Below are 14,741 nucleotides of genomic sequence, written 5' to 3' on the forward strand. Positions count from 1 at the left end.
ACGGGCAGTATTATGACGATTACCAGACGAACTTTCGCCCTCACTCTGGGCGCCTTTGGCCTAAGTGCGTGCCGCGGCACAACCCCACAAAGCACGAGCCGCTCCAAATCCACAGGTCTCACACCAGATATGCGCCCGCAACCTAATGCAGGCTATGGCGCTTGGGTCGCCTCGTTCAAAAACCGTGCCGGTGGATATGGGCTCAGCAGCGCAACAATCGCCGCAGGGTTTCGTGGCGCAGGGTATCTGCCCGATGTCGTGAAACGCGACCGCAATCAAACGGAATTCAAACGATCGCTCGAAGATTACCTCTCCATCGCAGCGTCCGACGATCGCGTTAACAAAGGCCGCGCCGCATTCGCCCGCCATCGCGGTACTTTGAATGCGTTGGAAAAAAAATACGGGGTCGATGCGACAATCATCTGCGCAATCTGGGGTTTAGAAAGCCAATTTGGCGAGCGTAAAGGCAACATTCCTGTAATCTCCTCCACCTCGACATTGGCGTTCGACGGGCGGCGCGGAGCATTCTTTGAAAAGCAACTCGTCGCGGCGCTGAAGATCATCCAAAATGGGGATATCACGGCGGATCGCATGTTTGGATCTTGGGCCGGTGCCATGGGCCACACCCAGTTTATTCCGACGTCCTACGCTGCCTTTGCCGTCGATTTCACGGGCGACGGGCGACGCGATATTTGGTCAGCTGATCCAAGCGACGCGCTCGCCTCAACTGCCGCTTACCTGCAACGCAACGGGTGGAGCCGTGGTGTGCGCTGGGGCGCGGAATCACGCTCTGGAACTTTACAGCCCCAAGCGGGAGGACCAAAATTTTCTACTACAGGCAACTTCCGCGCGATCAAACGCTACAACAATTCAGATGCATACGCGATTGGCGTCGGACATCTATCGGACCGCATCGGCGGCGCTGGCCCCTTGCGCGGAAGCTTCCCACCCGATGAGTTTGGCCTGACAAAAGACGATCGCATCGCTTTGCAAAAACGCCTGACATCGCGGGGTTTTGACACAGGCGGGGCCGACGGCATTCTCGGCAACAAAAGTCGCGCAGCGATCAGTGACTATCAGCGCAGAAAGGGTTTAGAGATCACAGGACGCCCTTCACAAGCGTTGCTGCGCGGTCTTTAGTTTGTAGCGTTAAACGTAAACAAGCGCGCGCCATTGATTGTGTAGAAATTGATCAAATCGGCTACTTTAAGCGACACCAACCACACTTTTAAAGCCTGTGCTGCGGCCACATTTATATTGGCGTGCTTCGCAGCGCTCACTGGCAAATAGGCATATTGATTAAACAGCGCAGGATCGCCTGAATAGAGTAGCGCAAGGTCTGTCTTATTGCCAATAATTTAACCAACTCAGACGATCCGCAAGGATATATGCGCTCGTTGCGGAAGCTGTATTGAGGCTAGCCCCCATGCCCGCTCCAGCCGCTCTATACCAAGGATTAAAAACTGCAATTCGATGTCCACGTCTTCCTTGATTGCGGGCAAGAGCACATCCGGCGAGCGAATTAGCGCAAGGGCGAGCTTTTGCTCTTCGCCCCCCGACAATCACGGCGCGTGCCGCTCCAGAGCGTTTGCTAGTCCGATACGCTCAGCCCAATGCTCAACCTTTTGTCTAATAATGGGTCTTGCCGTTCCCATCAGCTCTAAAGGGTAGACAAGATTGGCGCGCACTGTGCGGCGCAACATGATGGGGTTTTAAAACACATACACCTGCTCTTGCCACGCTTGAGCGTCCAGTTTCGAAAGGGCCAGCTCACCAGCGTTCCTCCTGCTCTGTGCGCGAGAGGGTGTGGATCAAGATATTCACCGCAAGCGCCAATGCGACCAGCACGAAACCAAGCCCCAGCGCGAGCGCGAGCGCAAAATCACCCTTCCCCGTCTCCAACGCTATTGCAGTCGTCAAAACCCGCGTCGCGTGATCGATGTTACCACCCACAATCATGATCGCGCCCACTTCGCCAATCGCGCGGCCAAACCCTGCCAAGGCAACAGCCAGCAAAGCACGGCGTCCGTCCCAAATCAACGTCATGATGCGTTCCCATTTCGCGGTACTCAGTGAGATCAGCAGATCATGACATTCCGCTCAAAGTTCGCACATCGTCTGATGGGTGGTCGAGGCAATAAGCGGCGTGATAATAATTACCTGCGCAATGATCATCGCGCTTGGCGTGTAGAAGAGGCCGCCCCTCCCCAAATGGACCAGACCTGCTAAGCAGCAAATAGACAATCAAGCCAACCACCACAGGCGACAAGCCCATCAACGCATTGGACACCGCACGCTGTGCGCCGCTAGCGAAACCGCCAGATCGCAAGCCACGTGCCAAACGGCAAAGCAATCAGCGAGGCAGCCACCAACGCAGACCGGTTGACTTGCAAAGAGCGCAGCGTGATTTCGACCGGATCGGCGTTAAACGTGACGATCAGCCAGAATGCAGCCTCCAATCTGGCCCAAATGTCGTTCATCGCGGCATTCTTTTGCGGGGCAGCGTCCGCACGCCCTTCGCGTCCTAACAATCACCAATCAACATTCTATGCCAAAGATTCGCGGCGCGATTGGCCCGAGAGGCGACGACAGTTTATGAATTGGATCTGTCGCAAATACACGCTAAACTTCTTCCCCATGACACCTGATTTCACCCAATCCTTCCCCTTGCGCGCCGAGCGTGTGCATGAAGTGTGTGGCCCATGTGCTGCGAGTTTTGCTGCTGTTTGTGCAAGCAGCACGCGGGGAAGTGTCATTTGGATTCGCGAATATTGGCGGCCAGGAACGTTAAACCCACTCGGCCTGTTGCCCTTCTTTGACCCCGGCAAGCTCTTGATTGCAAAAGTAAAAGATCAAACAGAGGGGCTCGCCGTCGCGGAAGAAGCGCTCCGCGATGGGACCACCCCTTTGGTCATTCTGGAAATCAGCCAACCCATGGGATTGATCCAAGGGCGTCGATTGCAGCTCTCTGCGAGGGCAGGAAAATCCACAGGCCTATGCCTTATTCCCGATGGGATGGGCAGCAATGCGGCTGAGTCTCGCTGGCACGCGGCACCAATTTTTGACCCTTTCTCTGCCCCGGGAGACTCGACTCTCCAACGTTACGAACTTATTAAGAACAAATCAGGAACATTAGGATTTTGGCATGTTCGATGGGATACAGCGTCGCGTCGTCTCCATCTGGTTTCCGCGACTGGCGAGTGATCGCGTATTACGGATGCGCCCCGTTGAGGGGCCATTCGCGCTGACACATAGCCTCAGCAATACGAACCGGATTTACTGCCTAAATGGCGCAGCCGAACGGCTTGGTCTTAGCGCAGGAATGCCCTTTTCCGACGCGCGCGCCTTTTGTCCTGACCTGCAAAGCCGCCCTGCCGATCTTCTCGCGGATAAGCGCTTCCAACATGCGCTGCGCCGTTGGGCAGTGCGCTATTGCCCTTGGGTTGGGCTTGAGGACGACGATGGTCTCGTGCTAGACATCACCGGTACCGCGCATCTGTTTGGTGGCGAAGCAGAGCTGCTGATGGACATGCGTCAAAGGCTTTCACGTGCAGGAATTACCGCGTGCATCGGACTTGGTGACAGTCGTGGTGCAGCATGGGCTTTGGCTCATCACGGTGAAGGTTCTGCGCCTGTGGGCGCGACGTCGGACGTTCTCCAAGACCTCACTGTTGCAGCACTACGTCTTGAGGAAAAGACCGTCACAGGCTTAGGACGTCTCGGTTTGCGTACCATTGGAGAGCTCGCAAATGCCGCGCGCGCGCCTTTGACCCGTCGTTTCGGCCCGTCCCTTCTGATGCGTCTAGATCAAGCGCTTGGACAGCAACCCGAACAAATTACCCCGTTGAAAGATCCCCCCCACTACGGCGTGCGCATTACCCTGCCAGACCCCATCGGCATCAAAAGCGATGTGATGGAGGGCACCTCGCGCCTGCTCACCCAGCTCTGCGCCAAGCTAAAATCTCACGAAACAGGCGCACGCATATTAGCGCTGACCCTGCGCCGCGTCGATCAAGACAGCCAACAGGTCGAGCTCCGCCTCGCCCGCCCCATGCGCGACGCGAGCCGTATTCTACCGCTGTTTGAGCGCGGCATCGACGATGTGGATGCAGGCTACGGCATCGATCAAATGCGTCTTGAGGCGGTGCAGGTCGAACCCATGCCTGTGCAACAACTCAGCCACGTCTCCACGGGTCACAAAAACCAGCTTGATGATCTCATCACCCGCATTGGCACACGCATCGGCCTTGAAAACGTGCAACGTTTTCTACCAGCCGATAGCCACATTCCAGAACACAGCTATCAGATAGCTGCTGCAGCATTCTCAAGTCCTGAGAGCGCATGGAGCACCATACGCCCCCGTCCGCTGCATATTTTTCCACCTGCACCACTGCTCGGCACACATGCGGCACCCACCCCACCAAAACGCTTCCGTTGGCGGCGCATGTCTTTCGCCACCGCACGTGCCTCTGGCCCCGAGCGCATCGCACCTGAGTGGTGGTTGGAAGCAGATGAATGGCGCACAGGCGTGCGAGATTATTGGTGCGTCGAAACACGCCAAGGCCGCCGCCTTTGGCTGTTTTTCACCCCGCAAAGCCCAAGCTGGTATGTCCAAGGCGAATTCGCATGAGCTACGCAGAACTCGCCACCACGACCAATTTCACCTTCCTACGCGGTGCTTCGCATCCCGAAGAATTGGTGACCCGCGCGGCAGAGCTTGGCCTGCAAGCGATCGCAATCACCGACCACAATTCCATTGCGGGTGTCGTGCGCGCCTATGCGGCCCTTAAGGAGCTTAAACGCACGAGTGAAGATACCATACGCATCCGTTCGGAAACGCAACTGGATCACTCGTCACGTCAAGAAGTAGGCGATCCACAGCACATCCCTCGACCCGAAACGGTCCATCTCCCCAAACTGATCGTTGGTGCCCGTCTCGTGCTACGCGATAGCCATATCGATTGGATAGCCCTTCCCAAAGATCGCGCAGCGTATAGCCGCCTCACCCGCCTTCTCACCCTTGGCAAACGCCGCGCAGAAAAAGGGCAATGTCATCTCGACCTGCCTGATCTGCTTGAGGGTTGCTCCGGCATGATCTTGATTGCCCTGCCTCGTGGTCCTTTGCGCAAAACCACCCATGATATCGCACAAATGCAACGCCGCTATCCCAGCCACGTCTTCCTTGGCGCGGCCCCGCGCTACAATGGCTCCGATCAAGCATACCTTGCCGCTTGCGCCCGCCTCGCGCTCAAAACATCGGCACCCATGGTCGCTGTCGGCGATCCACTCATGCACCATGGCAAACGCCGTCAACTCGCAGATGTGCTGACGTGCATGCGCGAACATATCACTATTGATCAGATCGGCACACGTGCGCTGCCCAATGCCGAACGCCGCCTCAAAGGTCATGCGGATATGTCCCGTGTGTTTCGCGATCATCCTGCCGCTGTGCAGCGGAGCGTCGAAATCGGCGCACGCTGTAGCTTTTGCCTCAACGAGTTGTCTTACGAATACCCCGATGAGATCAGCGAAGGCGAACCACCCCAAGAGCGCCTGACCCGCCTCGCCTATGAGGGCATGATGCGACGCTACCCCAACGGCGCAACAGAAAAAGCAAAAGCACAGATCAAGAAGGAACTTAAGCTCGTTAAGGCACTGGATTTCCCTGCCTATTTCCTGACTGTACATGACATAGTACAATTCGCGCGCTCCCAAGGAATCCTCTGCCAAGGGCGCGGATCAGCCGCCAATTCGATCCTGTGTTATCTGCTCGGCATCACCGAAGTCAGCCCCGAAGTGATCACCATGGTGGTCGAGCGTTTCGTGTCTGAAGCGCGCGCAGAGCCACCTGACATTGACGTCGATTTCGAACATGAGCGCCGCGAAGAGGTGATTCAGCATATTTACGCCAAGTACGGACGTCATCGCGCGGGGCTGTGCGCCACTGTCACCCATTTTCGCACCCGCGGTGCCATCCGCGAGGTGGGCAAAGTCATGGGGCTGAGTGAGGATGTAACAGCAGGATTGTCGAGCCAAATCTGGGGGCAATCAGAAAAAGGGGCCAACCCTGAACGCGTGCGCGAATTGGGGCTGAACCTTGAAGATCGCCGCCTTGCACAGACCATCCGCCTGATTAGTGAGATCATCGGTTTTCCAAGGCACCTATCGCAGCACGTCGGCGGATTTGTCATTACAAAAGAACGGCTTGATGAGTTATGCCCGATTGAAAACGCCGCAATGGAGGATCGTACAGTCATCGAATGGGACAAAGATGACATCGACACTTTGGGCATTCTAAAGGTCGATATTCTAGGCCTTGGCATGCTCAGCTGCATCCGCAAAAGCTTTGATCTGCTACGAGAGCATGACCGCAAAACTCTCTCTATCGCGACAATTCCACAGGAGGATCCGCAAACCTACGATATGCTCTGCGTGGCCGATGCGATTGGGGTCTTCCAAGTGGAATCTCGCGCGCAGATGAACTTCCTCCCGCGCATGTTGCCGCGCAAATTCTACGATCTGGTGATCGAGGTCGCCATCGTGCGCCCCGGTCCCATTCAGGGCGGCATGGTGCACCCCTATATCAACCGCCGCCAAGGCCGCGAGGAAGTGCACTTTCCCTCCAAAGAGCTTGAAGATGTGCTCGGCAAGACCCTTGGCGTACCGCTGTTCCAAGAGCAAGCGATGCAAATCTCCGTGGTCGCCGCAGGCTTTGATCCCTCTGAGGCGGATCAACTACGCCGCTCCCTCGCCACGTTCCGACGCATGGGCACGATCAGCACCTTGAAGGACCGTTTTATCAATGGCATGCTCGCGCGCGGCTATGATGAGGACTTCGCGCAGCGTTGCTTCGCGCAGATTGAAGGTTTTGGCGAATACGGTTTTCCCGAAAGCCACGCCGCCGCTTTTGCGATGCTGGTTTACGTGTCGGCTTGGTTAAAAAAACACCACCCTGCGGTCTTTGCCTGCGCGCTTTTGAACTCCCAACCCATGGGCTTTTACGCCCCCGCCCAGATCGTGCGCGACGCGCGCGAACACCATATCGAAGTGCGGCCCATTTGCGTGAACGCGAGCACCTGGGACAACACATTAGAGCGTCGCAGCGATGGAGCTTTGGCGTTGCGTTTGGGCTTTCGTCAGATCAAGGGCTTTCGCAAGGCGGATGCCGATTGGATCGTCGCTGCGCGCGGCAATGGCTACCGCGATCCCGAAGCCGTCTGGCTGCGCGCGGGGGTTGCCCCTGCTGTTATGGAACGCCTTGCCGAAGCGGATGGGTTTTCGGATATGGGCCACACACGTCGCGACGCACTTTGGTTGGTAAAGGCCATCCGTGGGCAGCAACCCTTACCGCTCTTCAACGATCCTATTGATGGGGAGAGTATTCACGAACCTGATGTGGTTCTGTCCGCCATGCATTTGGGTGAGGAAGTGGTGGAGGATTACGTCTCCATGCGGCTCACCTTGCGCGCCCATCCGATGGAATTGTTGCGCCCGAACATTGCAGGGCTTACGCCGCATGATAAGCTGCCCAACGCACCTTTACATAGAATTTCTGTATGCGGCTTGGTGATCACGCGCCAACGGCCCGGCACGGCTTCAGGCGTTATTTTCCTCACGCTTGAGGATGAAACAGGTGTCAGTAATGTGGTGGTTTGGCCCAAGCTTTATGAAAAATATCCCCGCGCAGTGATGGGGGGGCGCCTTTTGCGCGTTACAGGCTTTTTGCAGCGGGAAGGGATTGTCGTGCATGTGATTGCCCAAGAGGTCGAGGACCTGTCGCATCGTTTAGGCGAGCTCGGCCATCCGCTTGATGATCAGGTCGGAATCACACGTCCCGAAGCCGATGATGCCCCACGTCCGCGTCGCCAACCTGCGCGTGCCATGCATCCGAGGGATCAGGCCAAGCGGCTATTTCCAAGTCGTGACTTTCATTAAAGGTTGAGGGGCTCTGCCGCGTCTCTGCAAGCCGAGAATCCCCGGCAAAATTTATGGAAAAGGGAGACGCGTATAATTTCATCGCGAAAGCCCATGTCAGAGAAAACTTGCGCTTCCAGCGTTGGGGTCGCGATGCCTGTTAAGGATACTGTGAGCACGCAATCCACCTGATCCGCGCGCCGACCTGCATCGCACAGAGCCGCGCCCGCCGCATCCAGAAACATCGCTTTCGCACCTGTCATAAAGGCGGTGTTGCGATCGCCCCAACCGTGAGGTTCATGAAACTAGTCAATCGGCACAACAGAGTAGGGCCGATCAATGCCCGCGCTCACAAAACTTTTCGAAAGGCGGCCGAACTAAGGATATTTAATGCCAAAATTGATGCTCACACGCGCACGCACTTCATCTTGTGTCAGGCAATAAGGCGGAAGCGTCGTGGATAATCCATGTAGGTGTACTGACATTCAACGTCCTGCAGCGCAAGAAGATGTCACGGCTTTTGCAAATGTTAGAGCACTATCCAACCCACTTTGAAAGCCGGAAAGGTCCAATAAATCCGCTCAACTGTTTTAAATCACTACGCCAAGCGGGTCGCACGCGGACTTTCATCCATTTGGAACGTCAAATGATCTACCAAGCGTAGTGTCAGCTCTGCCCGAACATCCTTGACCGAAGGGTCATCCCACAAGTTATTGCACTCTCTCAGGTCCGTGTTCAGATCGTAAAGCTCACCCCAGGCTTCCCCCGCAAAGATCGACATGCGCCAGTCTTTTGTCCGCAACGTCCGCGCGCGCACCGCTTTGGTGAACCCCATGCGCGGACCACCATCATTGTGCTCGATCATCACCTCGTCGCGGTGCACCTGCGTGCCATCCAGCGCCTCAAGAAAACTACTGCCTTGAATACCATTGTAGGGGGCCAAACCTGCACGATCCAAAATGCTGGCAGAGATGTCGATTGTCGAGGCAAGAGTTCCCGTCTGTACACCTTTGCGCATGCCAGGATCAGACCAGATCATCGGAACACGGGTGATAGATGGTAACGGGATCGCTCCCTTCAGCATCAGATTAAAATCGCCCAGATAATCGCCATGATCAGAGGTAAAGATGATTACCGTATTATCATACTCGCCCGATGCTTTCAGCGCATCGATAACGCGACCAATGTGGTCGTCGATCATTGTGATCATACCTGCTGTCAGCGCTTTCGCTTCTCGCACATGTTGATCGCTCGCTCGGAAAGCAAATTGCGGGATCGCTGGCTCCTCGCCTGTCTCCCACATTTTCGTCTCGTGCTGCATAGGAGGTGTCGGGTTCTGATGTGCATCGTAAGGCAGATCCACGTCAAAATCGTTAGGATCATACATATCCCAGTATTTGCCCGGCGGATTAAACGGATGATGCGGATCTGGGAAAGACACAAACGCAAAGAACGGATCGTCGCCCGCTTTGCGCTCCTCTAGATAAGAGATTGCTTTATCCGCAACCCAAGCAGTTGGATACTTATCCTCTGGAATGGGAGTGCGGTAAGCTTGTGGGCATGTGTAATCATGCGCCAACTCATTCGCGGGGTCATGTAACTCCTGCCAATTTGGCACGGTTTCGCGGAACCATTGACCATATTGGCCACCACATTGATCCCCGTGACTTGTCGCCATTTCAACATGCTGAAAACCGTAATAGGGAGTCTCGAACAGTGCATCCGAAGGCTTGTCAAAACTCGCTGGTTCTTCTTTGGTGTATTTCCCTGTGTCAGGTCTCCATGCTTCGGGCACCAAGCGTTCAACTTGATCTTCTTTGCGTAGAGGTGGACTATCGGTAAAGGGTTGGAGATGGCTTTTACCAAAGCTTGCCGTCGCGTATCCACCAGCGGCGAGCACATCGACGAAAGTATTCGCGCGTTCTGATAACAAACAGCCATTATGGCGCAACCCATGCACTGACGGCATACGCCCCGTCATCAAGGATGCACGGTTGGGCATGCACACGGGCAAAGCGACATGGAAATCTTCGAACCGCGTGCCTTTGGCGGCAATTGCGTCAATGTTGGGCGTGCGCACCACAGGATGCCCCGCACAGCCAAGCCAATCCGCGCGGTGTTGGTCGGTGATAAACAACAGGAAATTCGGTTTCTGTGTCATGAGCTAAATCCTCTATGCGGCAATCTACTGCCGGTTCATCACACGGTGCACAATCAAAAGACCAACGCCCACCGCAATCGCTGCAAGATGGATCGTTTCAGGCTTGGCCAGTACCGTTGCCGCAACGGCCAAACGGATCAACACCCAAGGCATACTCAGCGGTCCCGTGTCATAGCGCGACAGTGCACTCGCGATGAGATAAAGCGCGAAGATAAGTCGTGCGAGCAACCACAAAAGCGCTATCACTGTGACCCCGTTCTCATAGCCCGGCAGGAATTTTTTACCGGGGCTTGATGGGTCAATAAGCGCTTGGTCAATCAACAATAATTCTGGGTAAAAGGCAAAGATGAACGGGATCACGAACATCACGATGCCCGAGCGCACGGCGCTGAACCCTGTAGCCATCGGTTCAGCTTTGGTGATCGTCGAGGCGGCAAATGCAGCCAAGGCCACAGGCGGCGTGATCGCTGACGCAACCGCGAAGTAAAAGATGAACATATGCGCAGTGAAGGTCGCAAGTCCGAGGCCGATCAGTAGTGGCCCCATTAACAAAGCGACGTTGATATAGGCAGGCACCGCAGGCATTCCCATTCCCAATAAGACCGCCAAAAGCATCGTGATACCTAGCGCCATGAGCTGCATGGAGAAGGACGCACTACCGCCAAGATCAAGCGACAGCAAGAAGCTGAGCACGTCGATCCCAATGAATTTTGACAGACCCGTGAAGTTAAGACTGACGTCGATCACAGTCACCGCAAGGAACATCAGATACAATGTCGATACCGTGATCCCCGCATCCGCCAAAGCGTCCAGCGCCTTACGAGGTGTCTTGCGGAAATCCTTGTCGAGAAATAGCAGCGCAATCACCAAAGCGGCACCCCACCATCCTGTCGCGCCCGCATCGCCAGCGGCGTTCTGGTAGAGTTGCAAGAACCAAGGCAGCTCAATCGGACGGCACACGCCATTATTGATCACAGTCTCAGCACCGAGCAACCAACCAAGCCAACCACAGCCAACCGCATCTTTCTTCGTCAGCAAAAGAACGAGGATCAACAGGATCGGCAGAAAGATTTGCATCAAGTGCAGAATGTCTGTTCGGGTGATACGCATGTCGTCGGTGAATTCACCGAACGCTTCGATCCCTTGTTTGCGCGATTGGAACATCGCAGTGAGAAAGAGGCAGAAGAAATAAGCAATCGCAGGGATCGTTGCTGCGATAATCACGTCACCGTAAGGTGTTGCTGTGAGTGCAGCGAGGATGAACGCCGCGACGCCCATCACAGGTGGCATGATTGAGCCACCCGAGGAGGCCGCCGCCTCAACGCCGCCTGCGAAGACACGTGAAAAACCTGATTTTATCATCATTGGAATCGTAAGAACCCCAGTTGAGAGAACGTTCGTCACAGGGCCACCCGTGATCGTACCAAACATCGCCGACGACACAATCGCCGCATGGGCAGGCCCGCCGCGCAAATTGCGGGTCCAACGGAAGGCAAGTTTGATCAGCGATTTTCCGCCCGCCGATTTACCGAACATTGCCCCAAGGATAATGTAGGGAAACACGAGGTTCATAATTACGTACATGAACCGGCCCAACATGCCGGAGGAGTTATTAACCAAAGCGTCATGCACATTGGGCACGCCGTCCAGGAAGGTGCGCGGCTCCCCGCCAAGTTTGGTCATCAAATATTTGTTGATGTCGTCAGGTCCGTGGAAATACCACACCAGCACCGTGCCGATCGTGTAGGCCGCAACCAGCATCGCGACCAAGACCAAGGGCAAGCCCCAAACCCTCACGTTATAGCCAAGGAAAACCAGGATCGACGCACCCATGATCGCCACAAGCCAGACCCCGGTGGTCGCCACGCATTTCGGGTCTTCCACTGTGTCTGGCACAGGCAGCCCCATGGTTTCCGCGAACTCGATCTCTGCAGCAAGGGTTTCCGCCATGATCCGTGCGCGCTCGCCCGTAAAGGCATCTATGATGCAAACGCTATCAATCTCAATGAGATAGGTGATGGAAATCGCAGCCGCGGCAACCACCAAAGCGGTGTCCATAAAACAGCCAAACCAAGCACGCGACGTGCCTGCCCATGCGCGCCACATGGAATGTTTCATCACAACGATCAGCATCATGATGAAGAACACCAATGGATAGAAGTACTCAGTAGAGAAAGAGCGCACTTTCAGCTTTTTGATACCCGTCATCGTTTGCCACATCTGATCCCACCCTGGGATTGTTGGCATGCTGTTGACGATCCCCATCGCAACAAAAATCAACGCAAGAATGTACACGTATTTGCTTGGAATTATCGTGTCTTGCGGTTTCTGGTCGCTCGTGTCGGACATGGCTCACCTGCGGGGTCTAGTGTCACAAAGGGCGCCGCCAATGTCTGGCGACGCCCTATTTTACTTACCGAAAACTGGGATTACTCAGCAACGGCGCAATCATCGAGTTCATAGCCCGCTTCACGCCATGCACGTGCGGCAGCTGGGTGGTACTGCACTGGGTTCAAGCCACACATGCCAAGCATCGGATTGTCGAAGTTCACGCTATTGCCAAACGGCGCTTTCGCCTTAAGCTCATCCATGGACGCAACATAGGCCGACACCAAGTCGTAGACGAGCGTGTCATCCATATCTTTGTGAACTACGTTGCCACCAATCGTCTCAAACGCACGGAACGTGTCGTCCTCAGAGACAAATGACCAGCTATCACCCATAATCTCGCGCAATTCGTTGATGTCGATCTCAGACGGCGCAGAGCCCGGCGCTTGCATGTACTTTTGCATCGCTTCAGATTCATACGCTTCTTTCGGCATGGACCAACCGGTCATGTTACCCGCCGCTGCAACTGTTGTCAGACGTGACCCCGGGAATAGCTCTGGCAGAACAACTGCATCAGGCTCACCGCCGGAAATGACAGAAGATGCTTGGCCCCAGTTGGACTGCATGCCCTCGTAGCCTTCGCCATCCTTTAAGCCCGTAACAATCTGAATCATGCTACGCGCATTCGTAAGCGCGCCCCCGCGTGGTGGACCGTTGAAGATCTTTTTACCTTCAAGATCATCCCAACCATTCAGATTTTTAGAATCATATGCGAACAAGAAGAACACTCCGAGCGTTACTGGCGTAATCGCGCGCAGATTACCCGCAAGCTCCGCACCCTTTTCTTTGCCAAGCGATCCGTAAGGGCCAACCCCACGGCTCATCAGGAATGGTAGAATATGCGGCGTACCGGCAATATCAGTTTTTCCCTCTGCCACATTCTGGATCGAGTTGGTTAGTGTTTGACCTTCAGCAAGCTGAATATTCGCGATGCCAAGCGTGCCCGCGACCTCCGTCAAATGCGCAGGCGATAGGTGCACCGCACCACCCGGGCTTGCGGTTTCCGCGGTCAGGTTAACCTGCGCTAGAGCTGGCGTCGCACTAACAAGTGCGCCCACGACAGCTGCGATAAGTGAATGTTTCATAGTTTCCTCCCAAAAACCTTTTTGTTTGAAAGAACTATCATACAAAATACTTCACATGACAACTAATATTACGCTAGGCGCTGACTTGTTTATCCCGAAAGGATGAAATCAGCAGCCCGCCCTGCGATCGTCATCGTCGATGCGTTGGTATTGCCTAAAGCCAAAGCGGGCATGACCGATCAATCTGCAACCCTAAGCCCGTCGATGTCGTTGACACGCAGCTTCCATCAATCACAGCGCTTGGACTATCCGACATCTGCCTGCAGGATAAAAAATCTTGCGCGCTTGTTTGCGGATTGGAACCAAGCAAACCTTTGCGCCCAAACAAATATTGCGCCCCATGCAAAACCGCGCACATCTTTCAATCTGCGCGTCACCGGTTTGCCCAACAGCAAGTGCCACCTCGATCAAACGTGTATTGTGGGATGTTTTGGGGTCGGCGCAGCCGCATTTAAAGGCCCGTCGATGCCATGAATTTCGTTACCAAGTTCCATATAACGTTCTCGGCGCTTAAACACGGGCGAAACATCGACGCAAGACCGTCCTTGTCAGCTATGTTCACCCTCCCAATCGTTATAATAACGCGCTTGGGCACGCATCCAGATCATCCCGTTGACGGAAATTGCTCCCCAAGAACACGTCCCTGCGGCACAGGAAACGGCGGATCCACAAAACTCAGATCAGGTTCTGAGACAACCACCTCGACATCTTTGGATCGCAACGCTTTAAAGAACGTCGCAGGAATATGAATTTAGGGGTTTACCTCGCGACGCCCCCGTTAAACCAGCGCAACCTAACGATCGGATCGCATGGCCAGCTCTGCGGCGAGAACACAGCCCGCAGCTCCACCACCAACGATCACATAGTCAAAATGCTGCATCATACGCTTTGCCCCACGCGGAAACTATCCAGCTTTTTTCAGACATTAAACGGCCTCGATAATGCGCGAGCAGGCCGATAAGCGGCAGCGACAAGCGCGCGTCAAATCGGAAACGGCCTTGCTCATCTTGATACTCACGTGTGTCCGAACGCGGTGCAAGGAAACGCGGCAAGCCCAAAAACCCCAACCGCCAACCCGCAACCGGCATGGCAATCCCTTTCTTATTTGAACTTATGTCCAGCACAAAATAGGGCAGACGCCATGATAACATCCCTTATGCGCGTTCGGTTCAGAATGCGGCGAACCTAGGGTT

The 14,741-nt window shown here is 55.0% G+C and carries 9 protein-coding genes and 2 pseudogenes; 4 read left to right on the top strand and 7 right to left on the bottom strand.

Annotated features, from left to right (window positions below; all coding sequences use genetic code 11):
* Positions 1-12: 12 nt before the first annotated feature.
* Entirely contained in the window at positions 13-1,140 is a 1,128-nt protein-coding gene (locus QZ280_RS08695; RefSeq protein WP_293442720.1) for a lytic murein transglycosylase, read from the top strand.
* On the opposite strand, the pseudogene QZ280_RS08700 reads toward QZ280_RS08695, so the two are convergent.
* A pseudogene (locus QZ280_RS08700) lies at positions 1,137-1,452 on the bottom strand (sulfate ABC transporter substrate-binding protein); the annotation flags it as partial. The gene QZ280_RS08695 and the pseudogene QZ280_RS08700 sit on opposite strands and share 4 nt — an antisense overlap.
* A 318-nt stretch (positions 1,453-1,770) precedes the next feature.
* Positions 1,771-2,480, bottom strand: a pseudogene (locus tag QZ280_RS08705) (ABC transporter permease).
* Between the two features lie 157 nt (positions 2,481-2,637).
* Between QZ280_RS08705 and QZ280_RS08710 the strand changes: the two are divergent.
* From QZ280_RS08710 to QZ280_RS08720, 3 genes are read left to right on the top strand one after another with little or no spacing between them, the layout of a single operon-like run.
* Positions 2,638-3,204, top strand: coding sequence for a hypothetical protein (locus QZ280_RS08710; protein WP_293443731.1), 567 nt, complete (start codon positions 2,638-2,640; stop codon positions 3,202-3,204).
* The gene (locus QZ280_RS08715) at positions 3,146-4,630 is read left to right on the top strand and encodes a DNA polymerase Y family protein (protein ID WP_293442723.1); all 1,485 of its coding nucleotides are present in this window, start codon (positions 3,146-3,148) and stop codon (positions 4,628-4,630) included. The genes QZ280_RS08710 and QZ280_RS08715 overlap by 59 nt, the downstream gene beginning before the upstream one ends.
* Positions 4,627-7,935: an error-prone DNA polymerase gene (locus tag QZ280_RS08720; RefSeq protein ID WP_293442727.1), complete on the top strand. Its 3,309-nt coding sequence runs from the start codon at positions 4,627-4,629 to the stop codon at positions 7,933-7,935. Before QZ280_RS08715 ends, QZ280_RS08720 begins: the two co-directional genes overlap by 4 nt.
* Here the strand turns inward: QZ280_RS08720 and QZ280_RS08725 are convergent.
* The 5 genes from QZ280_RS08725 to QZ280_RS08745 form a co-directional block, all read right to left on the bottom strand.
* Entirely contained in the window at positions 7,932-8,177 is a 246-nt protein-coding gene (locus QZ280_RS08725; RefSeq protein WP_293442730.1) for a hypothetical protein, read from the bottom strand. The genes QZ280_RS08720 and QZ280_RS08725 overlap by 4 nt on opposite strands.
* A gap of 335 nt (positions 8,178-8,512) precedes the next feature.
* Positions 8,513-10,075, bottom strand: coding sequence for a sulfatase-like hydrolase/transferase (locus QZ280_RS08730; RefSeq protein WP_293442733.1), 1,563 nt, complete (start codon positions 10,073-10,075; stop codon positions 8,513-8,515).
* A gap of 24 nt (positions 10,076-10,099) precedes the next feature.
* Positions 10,100-12,424 (bottom strand): TRAP transporter fused permease subunit, encoded by a 2,325-nt coding sequence (locus QZ280_RS08735; RefSeq protein WP_365734432.1) that lies wholly within the window; start codon positions 12,422-12,424, stop codon positions 10,100-10,102.
* Positions 12,425-12,504: 80 nt separating this feature from the next.
* The gene (locus tag QZ280_RS08740; protein ID WP_293442736.1) at positions 12,505-13,548 is read right to left on the bottom strand and encodes a C4-dicarboxylate ABC transporter substrate-binding protein; all 1,044 of its coding nucleotides are present in this window, start codon (positions 13,546-13,548) and stop codon (positions 12,505-12,507) included.
* A gap of 866 nt (positions 13,549-14,414) precedes the next feature.
* Positions 14,415-14,699, bottom strand: coding sequence for a DUF4166 domain-containing protein (locus tag QZ280_RS08745; protein ID WP_293442738.1), 285 nt, complete (start codon positions 14,697-14,699; stop codon positions 14,415-14,417).
* Positions 14,700-14,741: the final 42 nt, after the last annotated feature.

The sequence above is a fragment of the Planktotalea sp. genome, from assembly GCF_018607995.1.
Classification (GTDB): domain Bacteria; phylum Pseudomonadota; class Alphaproteobacteria; order Rhodobacterales; family Rhodobacteraceae; genus Planktotalea.